At 41.5% G+C, this 14,409-nt stretch carries 15 protein-coding genes; 3 read left to right on the top strand and 12 right to left on the bottom strand.

Going from position 1 to position 14,409, the window contains the following annotated elements:
- Nucleotides 1-31 precede the first annotated feature (31 nt).
- Nucleotides 32-307: a hypothetical protein gene (locus ACM0OR_RS13320; RefSeq protein WP_414576708.1), complete on the bottom strand. Its 276-nt coding sequence runs from the start codon at nt 305-307 to the stop codon at nt 32-34.
- A gap of 274 nt (nt 308-581) precedes the next feature.
- Between ACM0OR_RS13320 and ACM0OR_RS13315 the strand changes: the two genes are divergently transcribed.
- Nucleotides 582-761, top strand: coding sequence for a hypothetical protein (locus tag ACM0OR_RS13315; RefSeq protein ID WP_242039488.1), 180 nt, complete (start codon nt 582-584; stop codon nt 759-761).
- Between the two features lie 218 nt (nt 762-979).
- Here ACM0OR_RS13315 and ACM0OR_RS13310 read toward each other — a convergent pair whose 3' ends face one another.
- The 3 genes from ACM0OR_RS13310 to ACM0OR_RS13300 all read right to left on the bottom strand — a co-directional run bounded on the left by ACM0OR_RS13310 (nt 980) and on the right by ACM0OR_RS13300 (nt 3,572).
- Nucleotides 980-1,417: a DUF6918 family protein gene (locus ACM0OR_RS13310; protein WP_414576649.1), complete on the bottom strand. Its 438-nt coding sequence runs from the start codon at nt 1,415-1,417 to the stop codon at nt 980-982.
- Between the two features lie 159 nt (nt 1,418-1,576).
- Entirely contained in the window at nt 1,577-2,212 is a 636-nt protein-coding gene (locus ACM0OR_RS13305; RefSeq protein ID WP_414576647.1) for a hypothetical protein, read from the bottom strand.
- A gap of 229 nt (nt 2,213-2,441) precedes the next feature.
- Nucleotides 2,442-3,572 carry a D-alanine--D-alanine ligase family protein gene (locus ACM0OR_RS13300; protein ID WP_414576645.1) on the bottom strand — a complete coding sequence of 377 codons (1,131 nt, stop codon included), beginning with the start codon at nt 3,570-3,572 and terminating at the stop codon, nt 2,442-2,444.
- A gap of 211 nt (nt 3,573-3,783) precedes the next feature.
- Here ACM0OR_RS13300 and ACM0OR_RS13295 point away from each other — a divergent pair, with 211 nt between their 5' ends.
- On the top strand, nt 3,784-4,632 hold the full coding sequence (locus tag ACM0OR_RS13295) for a lysophospholipid acyltransferase family protein (RefSeq protein ID WP_414576643.1): 849 nt from the start codon (nt 3,784-3,786) through the stop codon (nt 4,630-4,632).
- Between the two features lie 272 nt (nt 4,633-4,904).
- On the opposite strand, the gene ACM0OR_RS13290 is transcribed toward ACM0OR_RS13295, so the two are convergent.
- Nucleotides 4,905-5,144: a hypothetical protein gene (locus ACM0OR_RS13290; protein WP_190709134.1), complete on the bottom strand. Its 240-nt coding sequence runs from the start codon at nt 5,142-5,144 to the stop codon at nt 4,905-4,907.
- Nucleotides 5,145-5,452: 308 nt separating this feature from the next.
- Here ACM0OR_RS13290 and ACM0OR_RS13285 point away from each other — a divergent pair, with 308 nt between their 5' ends.
- Entirely contained in the window at nt 5,453-8,176 is a 2,724-nt protein-coding gene (locus ACM0OR_RS13285) for a cation-translocating P-type ATPase (RefSeq protein WP_414576641.1), read from the top strand.
- Nucleotides 8,177-8,257: 81 nt separating this feature from the next.
- Here ACM0OR_RS13285 and ACM0OR_RS13280 read toward each other — a convergent pair whose 3' ends face one another.
- From ACM0OR_RS13280 to ACM0OR_RS13250, 7 genes are all read right to left on the bottom strand, one after another.
- Complete coding sequence (locus ACM0OR_RS13280) at nt 8,258-8,428, bottom strand: hypothetical protein (RefSeq protein WP_323266396.1); 171 nt, start codon at nt 8,426-8,428, stop codon at nt 8,258-8,260.
- 724 nt (nt 8,429-9,152) lie between these two features.
- Entirely contained in the window at nt 9,153-9,896 is a 744-nt protein-coding gene (locus ACM0OR_RS13275; RefSeq protein ID WP_414576640.1) for a cobalt-precorrin-6A reductase, read from the bottom strand.
- Between the two features lie 65 nt (nt 9,897-9,961).
- Nucleotides 9,962-10,345, bottom strand: a complete 384-nt coding sequence (locus ACM0OR_RS13270) for a DUF1636 family protein (protein ID WP_414576638.1) — start codon at nt 10,343-10,345, stop codon at nt 9,962-9,964.
- A 130-nt stretch (nt 10,346-10,475) separates the two neighbouring features.
- Entirely contained in the window at nt 10,476-10,763 is a 288-nt protein-coding gene (locus tag ACM0OR_RS13265; RefSeq protein ID WP_323266393.1) for a PAAR domain-containing protein, read from the bottom strand.
- Nucleotides 10,764-10,813: 50 nt separating this feature from the next.
- Nucleotides 10,814-12,781 (bottom strand): VgrG-related protein, encoded by a 1,968-nt coding sequence (locus ACM0OR_RS13260; RefSeq protein WP_414576636.1) that lies wholly within the window; start codon nt 12,779-12,781, stop codon nt 10,814-10,816.
- Between the two features lie 70 nt (nt 12,782-12,851).
- A complete protein-coding gene (locus tag ACM0OR_RS13255) occupies nt 12,852-13,376 on the bottom strand; it encodes a hypothetical protein (RefSeq protein WP_190709154.1) in 525 nt (174 codons plus the stop codon).
- 79 nt (nt 13,377-13,455) lie between these two features.
- On the bottom strand, nt 13,456-14,409 hold a 954-nt coding region (locus ACM0OR_RS13250), incomplete at its 5' end, for a hypothetical protein (RefSeq protein ID WP_414576634.1).

Here is a 14,409-nt window from a genome sequence, read left to right as displayed (position 1 = left end):
AACCCATATTGTATGGGTTAATTTAGTTTACTTAGTCATTACAAAAGTTATCTACTCTGATATCGCGCCAAATATCAGAAACTTGCCATCCAGAGTTTCCAACAGATTGAACTACAGGATAGTTGCTTTGTGGAATATAATATGGCTCTCTTGCTTCAGCTTCAGTATATAAATTTGGTTTTTCGTCAACTATTGGTTCTTGAATATCAAAATTATCAGCATGAGGATTTTGCTCTTCAGCTTCTTCCATCATCTTAATCTTCTCCAGGAGAAGTTTTTCTGATTTTTTGATGAGTCTTATATCCATTTGAGTTATATCCATTTTATTTCCTCAGTTTGAAATATTGACAGAAAAAATTGCATCTAAACGCCGATTCTTGGAGAGATAATCAAGTTCTTCAAGAATCATGATATAGATCCGTAAGAAAGTTTTATGAACTTAAGTGTTGAAAAAAATACCCAAGGAAATCTAGGATACAGCAAATTTATCGAAAATAGGTAGTATTATTTTGAGATTTTTTTTAAATTCAAGATAAAGAATTACAACAAATCGGCATCTGCTTGCAGGAGTATTTACCACGATGCCATGTCAAACCATGTGCAATGACTGTGCCTTTCATGTCCAGACACAAGAATTAATAGAGTGTATTCACCCTGACGAAATCGGGGTTAACTGCTCTACTGTCATTTTTTGTAGTTCATTCCAACCTGCACAGGAAATTGATAGTCCTTGTGTGTCCTTCGGCAGCGATCAAGAATAATAAAAACTTGGATATATTGATTTTCTCCAAGTGGAGATAAAAAATCTTTCAATATTCTACAAAAGCAGCTAACACAGCACCAAACTAATGCAGTAGAAGGCTATCTTCATAATCATCAAATGGGGTGCAGGCGCAAAAAACTGATAAACAGTAAACAGTTATCAGCCCTAATGGTGTTTGATAACTATTCACTCTTTTCACTGTGCTTGTTTTTTTAATTAAGCTTTTGTATATTTCTGAATTACCTTAGCTAAGTCTGGTACAGCTTCCTCTACGTGTTGTTTAGCTGAACCGCGCAATTTTTCATATGTTCCGCGCACGATGGAACGACTGCTATTCTTAACTCTAGTATCGGTGACACTGAGTAGTGCGTCTGCCGTGCGAGAACGACTACCAACTAAATGTGCAACTGGGTCGCCTTGCTGCATACCCTCACTCCAAATGGGATCGATTGCACTGAAGCATGGCGGTAGCAGCTGTTCGACAACGTAAGGAATATACCCAGGTTTAACTCCCTTAAGGGCAGCAAAGGCAGTTCTCAAGGCAATACCACTGATACCAGACTTGGCTGCAAGCTGGGACTCTATCATGTTGCAGCAGTCATTTACAACCATAGCTTTCTTGTTAGCGTCTAAGAGTCCATCACTCAGTCCCATTTTACTCCTCCTTGATTTCTCTGTGTCTGATGTTTATTCAAACATTTTTTCTGACAAGCAGGAAATTATAGAAAAAAATAGTATTAGAGCAGGGGTCAGCCCCTGCGGGAAATTCAAAATTGAAGCCGTGCGATGGTCTATAACTACAAAAAGAGTATATTAATATTTCTGTAACAAAGCAGATAAGGAATTATGCTTACGCCAATCAACTAAATCGGCTAAAGATTCCTTGCCCCTATCTAACGGATGCTTATGTTCCGGCGGTAGAATGCTCATGATAGGTTTTTTTCTAGATGCCATTGGCGCGAGTGGTGGCAATGGTTGTATCGATGCAAAAACTGATTGAGTATTTAAAGTATGCCTGGCCAATTTTTGCTGGCGGGTGGGTGTTAATGAAATCTGAGCAACTGGAACGCGTTTTTTGACAACTGTGGGACGTTTTTGAGGCTGGTTCACTAACCGGAGAATTACCCAGCAACCACTGGCACAACTGAAAGCGATCGCCACTATCATCCATAGTGGTATGGGATTACTTATATCTGGGTTTGTGGTAATGGGTGCTTCCACTACAGCCGGGACTGATTCTGATTCTACCTGTTCCACATCACTCACATGGATCAGGTTGTACACGGCAAGGGTAGCAGATCCTAGACACGTTGCTAACAAACCGGTCAATAACAGCAAAGGATGACGTGTCAGCAGAAAAATGAAAATGTTTGAGCTACTTTTTGCCGGCTCTACTTTGGTTTTTTTAACCTGGGTTAGCTCATGCTGTACGCTTTGACTGTTTTCCATGATCAATTACAGATTGTTTCCCCTCTAGTCAATAAATTGTACTAAAGGGGCGAGCTATCAGCTATCCGTAGCCAATTTTCAGATTCTAGTAGCTTTTTTGTGCCATTTAGGCTACAAAAAGGTGACAGGGGACAGGGGACAGGTGATAGGGGGTAAGGGAAGTAGGGGAAGTCGGGGAAGTAGGGGAGAAAAAGACAATGCCCAATGCTCAATTCCCAATTCCCAGTGCCTAAGAATCTTTTAATTTTGCACTTTGAATTGACTCATGTCGTTCTAAAGCCAACTGAATCAAGCGATCTACTAATTCTGGGAAGAGAACGCCGCTATGAGACCACAGTTGAGGATACATACTAGTAGCTGTGAAACCTGGTAGGGTGTTGATCTCATTAATCAACACTTCTCCTGTGGCTTCCACATAGAAAAAATCTATTCTGGCTAACCCAGCCGCATCAACGGCGGCGAAGGCTTGCACAGCCAATTCCTGAATTTTACGGCTGATTTCGTTGGGAATGGGTGCAGGTATCAGTAAATCTGCTTGCCCTTGAGTATATTTGGTTTCATAATCGTAAAAATCGCTGTTAAAGGTAATCTCTCCTACGATAGAGGCTTGGGGTTGATCATTACCTAAAATGGCACACTCTACTTCTCTGGCTGTCACACCAGCTTCCACAATAATTCGACGGTCATAACTAGCGGCATTATCTAAAGCTGCTTCTAATTCTTGACGCGATCGCACTTTGCTAATGCCCACCGATGAGCCAAGGTTAGCAGGTTTCACAAAACAAGGATAGCCGAGCGCGACCTCAATTTCGTCACATAATTTGGGGAAAACACAAGGATTTGACCATACTTGCGCTCTAGTGACAGCTTGATATTTCACTTGGGGTATGCCTGCTTGCTCAAAAGCCATTTTCATGGCTATCTTATCCATCCCCAAAGCCGAACCCAAAACCCCAGAACCGACAAAAGGAACTTGCATTAAAGTAAGTAAACCCTGAATCGTACCATCTTCCCCATTGGGGCCGTGCAGAATCGGAAACCACAAATCTACTTCTGCTACTTGAGAGGGTGATTGCCAACGGTCAAGAGCTGGTATTTTGGTATGAGATCCTAGATCCTCTGATTCTCCAGATGAAGAGTTAGGAGCGTCTAACAGAGGTACACCGGATGTCAGAACTTCGTGGGGGGCTTCTCCTGCTAACCAACGCCCATTTTTTTGGATATAAAAAGGCAGTATTTCATACTTATTAGCATTTTCTGCGGTACTCAGAGCTTTAGCGATCGCCCGCGCTGAACTGATGGAAACTTCATGTTCCCCAGAACGTCCACCAAACAGCAGTCCTACCCGCAACTTACTCATTTTCAATACCTCTACACTCCTCACGCAGATAGCCTATCACCGAACCAGGCAAAATTAACAATTCAAAATTCAAAATTCAAAATTCAAAATTCAAAATTAAAGGCAGTTGAAATTGGGGATGCTGCGAAGCAGTATGGGTTTAATTCTCTCCTCCTCTCCACTCCATCAAAAACTGCTAGGATTTCCTTTTTGCCTTTGCTAAAATGCCTAAATGTTACCAAAGCAACATCCCCAGAACACCAAACCCGGATGGTCTTTAGAGGAAAGAGATCCAAAGTTCATCCAATCCCTGATGCCCTTCTTGGGCTTTTTGTACGATTATTATTTTCGCGTGCAGACTAGCGGTTGGGAAAATATCCCAGCACAGGAAAAAGTCTTAATTGTTGGTTCTCACAACGGAGGACTAGCCGCACCTGATATGTTGATGATGATGTATGACTGGTTTCGCCGCTTTGGTGTAGAGCGACCAACTTATGGTTTGATGCACCCCAAGGCTTGGCAAGTAAACAAACAGGTAGCGCAATTAGCAGGTAAAACTGGGGCTATTATGGCTCATCCTAAAATGGCTTATGCGGCTTTGCGCTCAGGAGCAAGTTTGCTAGTGTATCCTGGTGGAGCGGAAGATGTGTTTCGACCGTATAGTTTACGCAATCAAATATATTTTGCGGGACGGCAAGGATTTATTAAATTAGCGTTGCGGGAAAATGTGCCGATTGTACCTGCAATTTCCTATGGGGCGCACGATACGCTGATTGTTTTAGCTGATTTATACAAGGTTATGCAACGCTTGCATGAGTCGGGAATGCCTTGGTTGTTTGATATTGATCCCGAAGTATTTCCCATTTATGTAGGTTGGCCTTGGGGTCTAGCCATTGGCCCTTTACCTAATATTCCTTTCCCTGTACAAATTAAAACACGGGTTTGTCCACCCATTGTATTTGAACGTTACGGACGGGAAGCAGCAAGCGATCGCCATTATGTTGATCAATGTTATGAATTAGTTCTCAGTAAGATGCAGCAAGAGTTAGACCAGTTGGTATTGCTCCATAAAAAATCCTGAATAAGTTAGACAAATCAAGTGACTGGTAACTGTTGATGCCCAATTACGTTAGCGTAGCGGGGCGCAGCCCATTACGAATTTTAAAATGTCATTTCGTTTGATTCTTTTATTTAGTTTTGAGCATGATGCAATACGGTTCAGTTAGTCCTAAAAAATTAAAATGTGTAGGTGAGGTTGAGGAACGTAGACCCAAAATTTGCAAGTAGTGTTGGGTTGCACAAAACCTCAACCAAAGCTATGAATACTCTTATCCAAAACGTATTGGAGTAGGATTAACTCTTGCTAAGACGCTGTGTTAGAAGTTGTTTAGCTCTATCTGCTAGCTTGCAGTTTGTGTCTTTTGCTTCTTGGAAGAAATTAGCTAAATCTCTATCACCAGACTCATTAGCATCTTGAATGTATTGTTCATAAATTGCTGCACCTTCGAGAGTGTGGTACATAATACTAATCAAATCAAAATGTTCATTTCTTGTGCCTGTACTACACTCGGCTTTATTCATTACTGCTGACATATTGATACTCCTAACCTTTGTTTTCAAATCAATGACATTAATACAAGGCTAGGTAATAAATTCATGTTTTCCTTCATTCCCAAGATATAGTAATCAGCTTTGATGTTGAGGGTGTGGGGAATAGGAAGAAACTTTTTTAAGTTGTACTTTGAATCTCATTGATCGGAAACTGAATACTCACACTCTCTAAGGAGGGATTTCCAGGAAAATCCTTACTTCTGATAGATAATCAAAATAAAAAATAGTAGTTAAGTAAAAAAAGGCGTATGAATTAAAAATTTAGCACTTTATCAAGTAGAGCGACATTCATGGCGGAGCTTCCCAATCAACCTTGGACTCTTACTTTAGAACAAATCCTTGACGAGCTTGATGTCTCCACTAACCAAGGTTTGACGGAATCAGAAGTGGAAAATCGACGCAAGCAGTATGGTGAAAATCGCTTGCAGGAAGCAAAAGGCAAGAGTGCTTGGCAAATATTTATAGAACAATTTAAAAGTTTGATTATTGGCATATTAGCTGTAGCGGCTGCTTTATCATTTGCCTTTAGTCAATGGATTGAAGGCATTGCTGTACTCATAGCTATTGTGATTAATACTGCTATCGGTTTTTTCACAGAATATAAAGCTATTCGCTCAATGGAGGCACTACAAAAACTTAGTAGCACTACAGCCAAAGTTCGTCGCGGCGGTAGATTACAAGAAATCCCATCTGTAGAATTAGTTCCAGGGGATATTGTCATTTTAGACGCTGGGGATGCGATCGCAGCTGATTTACGCTTGCTTGAGGCGGCAAATCTCCAAGTTAATGAGTCATCCCTGACTGGAGAATCAGTCCCCGTAGGTAAAAGTTTGCCGCCGTTGTCTGGAGATATTCCCCTCGCAGAGCATCTCAATATGTTGTACAAGGGTACGGCTTTAACTCGTGGTTCTGGGGAAGGGGTAGTGGTAGCCACTGGGATGAAAACTGAGTTAGGCCACATTTCCGAATTAGCACAACAAGCCGGTGCAGAACAAAAAACCCCCCTAGAAAAGCGTTTGGATGAGCTAGGAGAGTGGTTAGTTTGGGTGACAATCGCCATCGTGATTGTCGTGGCGATCGCAGGAATTGTTGCCGGTAGAGATATATTTTTAATGGTAGAAACTGCGATCGCTCTAGCAGTGGGAGCAGTACCAGAAGGCTTACCAATTGTAGCTACAGTCGCCTTAGCGCGGGGAATGTGGCGCATGGCGAAACGTCATGCACTGATTAATCAACTCTCGGCTGTGGAAACTTTAGGTGCAACTAGCGTCATCTGCACCGACAAAACCGGGACACTCACCGAAAATCAGATGACTGTCCGCCGCATCATGATTGACGCTGGTGAAATACAAGTGACTGGGGAAGGTTTAGAAACCAAAGGCGCATTCCAACGTCATAATGAAACATTTAATCCTAGAGAAAATCAAGTTCTCCCAGCACTGTTAGAAGTTGGGGTGTTGTGTAACAACGCAGCTTTACAGCCAGAAAGCTCAAATGAAAGCCGGGTAGTAGGCGACCCGATGGAAGTGGCGTTGTTAGTTGCAGGCGCAAAAGCTGGGGTGCAGCGTCAGCAATTGCTAGAACAAATGCCAGAAATTCGGGAAGAAGCCTTTGATCCAGACTTGAAGATGATGGCGACAATTCACCAATTAGATGGTCAGTATCGATTTGCTGTCAAAGGCGCACCGGAGGCTGTCCTGCAAGCTTGTTCTTGCATCCTCACCGACTCAGGAAAAGCACAAATGACCGAGACAGCACGACAGCATTGGCAAGAACGAGTCAATCAATTAGCACAACAAGGTTTAAGAACTCTCGCCTTGGCTCAAAAAACTACTGCTTCCGAGAAAGCCGACCCCTACGAAGATTTAATTTTGTTGGGAATTGTCGGTTTATTAGATCCTCCCCGTGAAGAAGTCATACCAGCAATTAAAGAATGTCAACAAGCGGGAATACGAGTAGTGATGGTGACAGGCGACCAACCTGTAACTGCCAAAAATATTGCGATCGCTGTTGGTTTAACCAATAATCAACAAGCTGATGTAGTTTTAGGTCAAGACCTGAGAAATCCTGAAGAACTATCCCCCGAAGCAAGCCAGCGTATCGTGGAAGCCTCGGTTTTAGCTAGAGTTAGTCCCGAACAAAAGCTGAATCTCATTCACCTACATCAACGTCATCAGGCTGTTGTCGCCATGACCGGTGATGGTGTCAATGATGCGCCGGCTTTGCGAAAAGCTGATATCGGTGTAGCAATGGGACAAAGAGGAACGCAAGTCGCCAAAGAAGCGGCTGATATGGTACTTCAAGATGATGCTTTTGCTTCCATTGTGGCGGCGGTGGAACAGGGACGAGCTATTTTTAATAACATCAGAAAATTCACTATCTATTTGCTATCTGGTAATGTGGGCGAGATTATCTTAGTTAGCATCGCCTCATTATTGAATGCACCTTTACCCCTGCTACCATTACAGATTTTGTATATCAACGTTGTTAATGATGCCTTCCCAGCTTTGGCCTTAGGGGTAGGAGAAGCAGAACCAGCTTTAATGAAACGTCCACCCAGACCAGCAAACGAGCCTATTTTAGCTCGTCGTCATTGGCTAGCGATCGCGGGTTATGGGTTAGTGATTGCGGCGACTTTGGCGGGTGCTTTTATTCTGGCGTTTATTTGGCTAGGAATGAACCAAAAGCAAGCTGTAACTATTACATTTATGACCTTGGGTTTTACGCGATTGTGGCACGTTTTTAATATGCGCGATCGCGATTCTGGGTTATTGCGTAATGAGATTACTCGCAATCCTTATGTGTGGGGTGCGCTGGTTTTTTGTACAGGATTGCTGCTGATTGCCGTTTATGTGCCATTATTGTCAACTGTCTTGCAAACGACTGATCCTGGTGTCAATGGTTGGCTGTTAATCCTGGGAATGAGTTTTCTACCTTTAATTATTGGGCAAGTCGTGAAGTTAATTAATAGTCAAAGGGGAAGACGAAAAGTGATGAGATCACATTCTAGATAATCTATACTCGCTCAAGATACATTAAATCTTGAGCGAGAGACAAACGTTCACATCACTGGTTGAGCCAGTGGTTAGGCGAACTTAATCATATGAACGGCGACAGTCGTAGCAGTAACGGCAGTAATATCTATCCCGTTTTTTGTCTCCGCTATATTCTTCTTGATCGCCACCACCTTGTCCACCAGCAATGATTTGCTGGTCTGCTGTAGATAAATCTACAAGTAAATCAGATGTGATAGTTTGAATTGACATGATTGTTAGCCTCACTTACGTACATAGGTTGACAGAACCTATAACCTTATATATAAATATGTTCTTTCCAGATTAAATTAGCCTCAAGCTAGAAATTAAATAGATGAGTTTCTCGCTTAAGACCGATGCACATTTATTGAGAAAAGCTGTTAACCTATCTGTCTACAACACGCTCCGGGGTGAATCCCAATACCTCTCGGTTAAGCTTATTTATTGCCAAAATTAGTGGAGGGTAACATGGCTAAAAACCTGAGAACTTCGTGAGTAAAATCATTTTAAGTTTTCTAACCGAGAAGTATTGGGGTGAATCCTACGGATACGCAACGCTACCGCAGGGAACTTAGCAATGGTCTCCAACTAACCGTTAAGTATTTTCCATGACAAATTTAAAAACCTGCCAAAATGGCAACCTAAGTAAAATTTAACAAGTTAAATTACATAGAAGATAAACAACTTCCAAGGTGTTGTTATCAAGGGCTAACCAGTTATCCACATTTTCAACCAGCCATGATGCAGGTAAATTATTTATGACTAATTAAACTTGGCATTTGCTGCAAAAGGAATATCTAATTTGTACAGGTTTTGCCATTGACTCATAACATTAGCCCCCTAAATGAATGGCAATATCTGTAAAGATTTCTGAACGCTACAGCAGCAAATGACAGAGTGGGAGATGAAAGCGATTGATATGCTTTCTCCCACTCTTTTTTTATTGGGTATTTTTTCAACCTATTTGATCTAGCAGCCAGGTCACTGCACCATCAACATCTGCCACTTGCTCCCCTAGTGGTATGGGGGGACGATTGATCATCACAACCTGTATACCTAGTTCCCGCGCGGCGACTATCTTAGGGTAGGTAGCGTTACCACCGCTATTTTTGCTAACTATAGTGTCAATGTTGTGCTGAATCAGGATTTGTCGCTCATTCTCTAAGGCAAAGGGGCCGCGATCGCACAATATCACTCCTGATGGAACTAAAGCATCTGCACCAGGCGGGTCAATCATCCGCATCAGAAACCAAATATTCTTTAAGTGGGCAAAAGCTCCTAACTCTTGTCTACCGACGGTTAAAAATACTCTTTTTGCTTGCTTTTCCAGAACTTTGGCAGCCGCTTGATGATTATCTACTTCTACCCAGCGATAACCAACTACTTTCTCCCAAGGAGGACGAATTAACATTAACCTGGGTATATTAACTTGATTTGCCGCCGCCGCCGCATTCCAGGAAATCTGACTGGCGAAGGGATGGGTAGCATCGATGAGTAAGTCAACTTGCATCTGACATAAATAATTAGCTAGTCCAGACACACCACCAAAGCCACCAATCCGCACATTCCCCTCTGGGACTGATGGTTCACGAGTACGACCGGCTAAAGATGCGATCGCTTCAATCCCTGGAATTTTTGCAACTCTGGCAGTTAATTCTGCTGCATCTCCAGTTCCACCCAGAATTAAAACACGATTCATAAATTTGGGAATTGGGAATTGGGTAATTCCCAGTTTTTAATTTTTAATTGATTTTTCCCTACTTCTCAGGATAAAGATGGAATCTTGGCCAATATTCCTTTTTTTAATGGTTCTGGACGTTCTGACCAAGGTAGTAATCCATTTTCTTTAGCATAGTACTTACTGGCACATTCAAGCACAGCAGATATACTATCATCAACTACTAAATCCCCAAATAAATAAGTCAATTTACCTTCAGCCGCAAAAGCCACTACACAGGAACGGTTACAAGCACTCATACATTCAACTGCTTGGATAGGAAACTGATTACGTAATTCCCAATTTTCCGCCAGATTTTGCAACTTATTGAGAAGTTTTTGACCACCACTTTCACCGATGCGTTTACCATCTTGCCAAACACTGGCGCAAGTTGTGCAAACAAATAAAGTATGAGAAACACTAGTAACCATCCGTACCTCGCACGATGTGTATCAATAATAATTATACTTCGGCGGACATTCTGACTTAAAAAGTGAATTTATTTTTGAATGGTTAAGGGAATCTCTTCTGCCCTCACCCTCAAGCATAGCTACTTGTTTCTCACCCGCCAATTAATACAGTTGGCGCACCTAAACCTATAACTGTAGTTAGTGGTATACCTGTCACCGTATTCACCCCAGCTACCTGAGAAGTAATTCGTGCTGCTGGTCGTCCAGCAATTAACACAGTAAAAGAACCCATAACAATACTTCCTGTAACTACAGGCCCCACCACTAAATCACCAACACAAGCGGCGGGTAAACCCACAATTAAGACGTTTGGTACACCAGGTGCAGTAATGGGATCACCTGTAACAGTTATATCGGTCAGTCGTGCTGCTGGAAACATAGAAGATTTGGGATTAGGGATTGGGAATTAAGGAGAATGACTAATGTCTATTAACAATTAAGGCGAATTATGCCGCCCATAATGCCTACGGTGGCTGCACCATTAATGCTAACTGAAGCACCTGCACTAGCACTAATTGAAGCACCTGCACTAGCACTAATTGAAGCACCCGAAGTTACACTCAACGAACCACCAGATTGCACACTGATAGAACTACCAGCTTGTACACTAATTGTTCCAGCAGTTTTCATTGTAATACCACTAGGAGTTAATTCTATACTAGTAGCTCCTACAGTAAGGGTAATTTTTTGAGTTGCAGTGAGAGCAATTTCACCACCATTTACGCTGATTTTCTTAACTGTGCCAGTAGTTCCAGATTTAACTGTAATATCACCTGTAGAAGTTAAACTAATTGTTTTATTACTATCATCAGCGCGATATTTGTGACCGCCAGTAGTCTCTAATTCGACAAATTTCTCACTATCATTTAACCGAAAATTATGATCGCCAACAGTTTGTAGATAAACACCTTTTTTAGTGCCTTTATCTTCTTCTACAAATTGTAGTTTATGTCCTACACGGGTTTTAAAAGTTCTGAGGCGGACTTTACCACCAACAATTGTGTCATTTACTGTTTCCGGTGGTGCATCTGTGCCATTCCACACCCCACCAATCACATAGGGACGATGAATATCACCATGTTCAAAGGCTACTAACACCTCATCATTAACTTCTGGTAAACAGTCAAAACCTCTACCCGGGCCTGCACCAACACTTACAACTCTGGCCCAATTACTTTCATGTTCTTCTGTCAATGTGGGGAATTTAACTCTGACTCGACCCCAGCCTTTGGGGTCTTTATTATTACTGACAATTCCGACTAAGAGAGTTTGTCCTGGTTGCAGGTGTGTTTGTGGTGATAAGGTGGCAAATAAGTCACCGGGACGTAACCCCCGCACACTGAATTCTGTGATATATTTACGTTCTTGAAATAAATGACGCGTTTCAGTTACATAATAACTGCCACTGTATTTCCCCATATCTGTGAGTTTGATAACTCGCCCTGTCCTAATTTGCGGATTACCTTCACCTTTAGCATCTGCATAGACGAATTCTCCCCCAAGTTCGTTACATAAAGCCTGAGCAATTTTTTGTGCTTCATTGCTACTAAACACAGGCTGGTCTACGACAATCATCTTGGGTTGAATACTAAATTTAGTGCTGGATAGGCTACCTTTACCGTTGTCTGTGCTGGTGATTACCTGTTCTGTTGATGCTGTCGATACAATTGGTCGTTTTGTGGTGTAATCCCATCCCCGCACTTCTACAGAACTCACTTGTTCAGCACTGGTAACACGGACGCGAAAGCCGTGAATGTCTTCGAGCCATTTGAGGGATAAAGCCTGGTCTTGTTTAGGTTGACGAAAGTTGAGCTTCCCATCTTGCACATATAATTCAAAACCTAAGCGGGCTGCTCTTTCCCGCAAGAATTCCATGTTAGTTTGATTTTCTTGAAAGACATAATCATGAACAATAGTAGTAGTGGTAATTGTGCCGGATGCAATGCCAGTTTCACCTGCAATTTGGCTGACAATATCGCTATCAGTCACATTTTGGAAGGAGCGATTATAACGCCCACGATGTAAACGGTGAGAAACATCATAACCACGAATCACAATAGGAGCTTGAGATTCGCTAGTAAACTCAGTTTCTATGCCAGTAATTTCCCCTTCTAATACATACCCTTGCTCCGCTTCTTGAAAATCTACGTTTTCTGTGGTGCTGGAAACAAACCCGATTTTAATTTTTTTCCCAATAGCAAATAAGCTCTGATGTTTCCAATTAGTCTCTTGCGTCAGTCCAGGAAAATAATCATTGCGGATAACTATGGTAAACATCCCTGGTAGATGCAGACTCTCTTCTACAGAGATTTGCAAAATGTCTTCAACCAAGTCTTTGGAAGCATTAGTACCATCAATCTGCAACAGTGGTTCGGGGATGTAACGGACTGCGGGCATAATATAAGCAGAGTGGGTTTTTCATAGCCTATGAGGATAACTATTAGCAGACTATTACCCAAAGGTCGAATTAACTGCGCTTGCTGCGGTTGTCGCCGTTGCGGTCTACACTACTAGGTGCGCCCATCCCTGGTTGGGTAATTGATTCGTCTACTTCTTCCAGAGTCAGGTTAATTTTGGCTCGCACTGGTGTGCCGTCTGGTAAAAATAAGGTCAGGCTGTAATTAAGTGATTGGACAAAGCAACGGATGTACTGTTGATCACCCCAGGTAAATATATACACTGGTGGACGTTTTTCTTTACCTGCTCCAGCTTCAGCAAAGTTGACAGCTTTTTCAAATTTTTTCAGGTGAGTGAGAACGCTTGTACCTGCTTCGTAGGTATCAAATATGATGTTATTTATAGTGAGTTTGCAAGGCTCTGGGTAAGCAAAACTGACTTTGGGCAATCCTCGTCCAGTACGCGCACCACTACTTTTGGTTAAATTTATTTGTTGCGAAAAATCTAGCTGGGTAGGATTGAACATAAATTCAATATCTGGTGCAGCTTGTTCTGTGGCAATTAGTTTGGCTTTGACTAAACGAGTGGTACTCATGGCTGATGAATTGATAAAAAGTCAGGAAGTAAGAGAGTAGGAAAGAGTAACTATTGATTAATAAAAATTTTTACTTGATTTACCAAGGTAAACGTCCTGAATAGTTGTTACCTCGGCGTTCTCGTTCTATTTCTAAACGTTGTCGGAGTAATTTGTATATTTCTTGTGCCAGTATTTCTAGGTTTTCGGTTTCTTCTTCTGTTGAATCGTTGTTAGTCGATTCTTCAGTGTAGGAATCTTCTGTTTTTTGTATTAGTGTGAAATCAAAAGGATTAGTATATGTCTGAATAGACTGATTTTTTGAATTATTTTTTGGGAAAGAATTAATTCCTGTTTGAGATTGCTCATTACCTGATAGGCTATGAGATAGAGTTCTGTCCACCGTAGGCGATCGCTTAGATGTAATAGGTATAACTTTATTCCATTGCTTTTTATCTATTTGTGGTTGAATAACTATTTTTTCACTATGATTTGTAGCTGACATTTCCATTTCATCCATTAGTTCAGCAAGACTAGACCATGAATTGGGTATATTTTCAGTTGGCGATTTTTGAATCTTATGTTGTGAAATAGAAGTGTTCGGTAATGTATTTTGTATATCTGTCGATGTATCTTCTGCCAAATTAGATGTAAGTAAGTTGGATGATTGAGATAGTGGTTTTAAAATTGAGAGCTTTTTCAAAGCCTTAGGTAATTGTGGTATGTTTGTATTTCTTGATTGAATAATTTTTGGCTCATTTTTTGTCTGAATGACTATGACTTCAGTATTTGGTGCGCTAGCGAAGCTTGTCGAAGGTATCGCTGATTGTGAAGATATCTCCGCACTAGGAATTGATTGATTATTATCTAATTGCGGTTGAATGACTGTGGCTTCAATCTTTGATACTGTCGCTGGCTGTGACGATATTTCTGGACTGGGAATTGATGGATTATTATCTAATTGCGGTTGAATGACTGTGGTTTCAGTATTTGTTACTAACTCCGGTTGTGGAGATATTTCTGAACTGGGAATTGATTGATTATTATCTAATTG

Source organism: Anabaena sp. CCY 9402-a (assembly GCF_963920945.1).
In the GTDB taxonomy this organism is placed as follows: domain Bacteria; phylum Cyanobacteriota; class Cyanobacteriia; order Cyanobacteriales; family Nostocaceae; genus Trichormus; species Trichormus minutissimus.
Note: the sequence above shows the minus strand (reverse complement) of the source record. Positions and strands in the feature narration are given on the sequence as shown.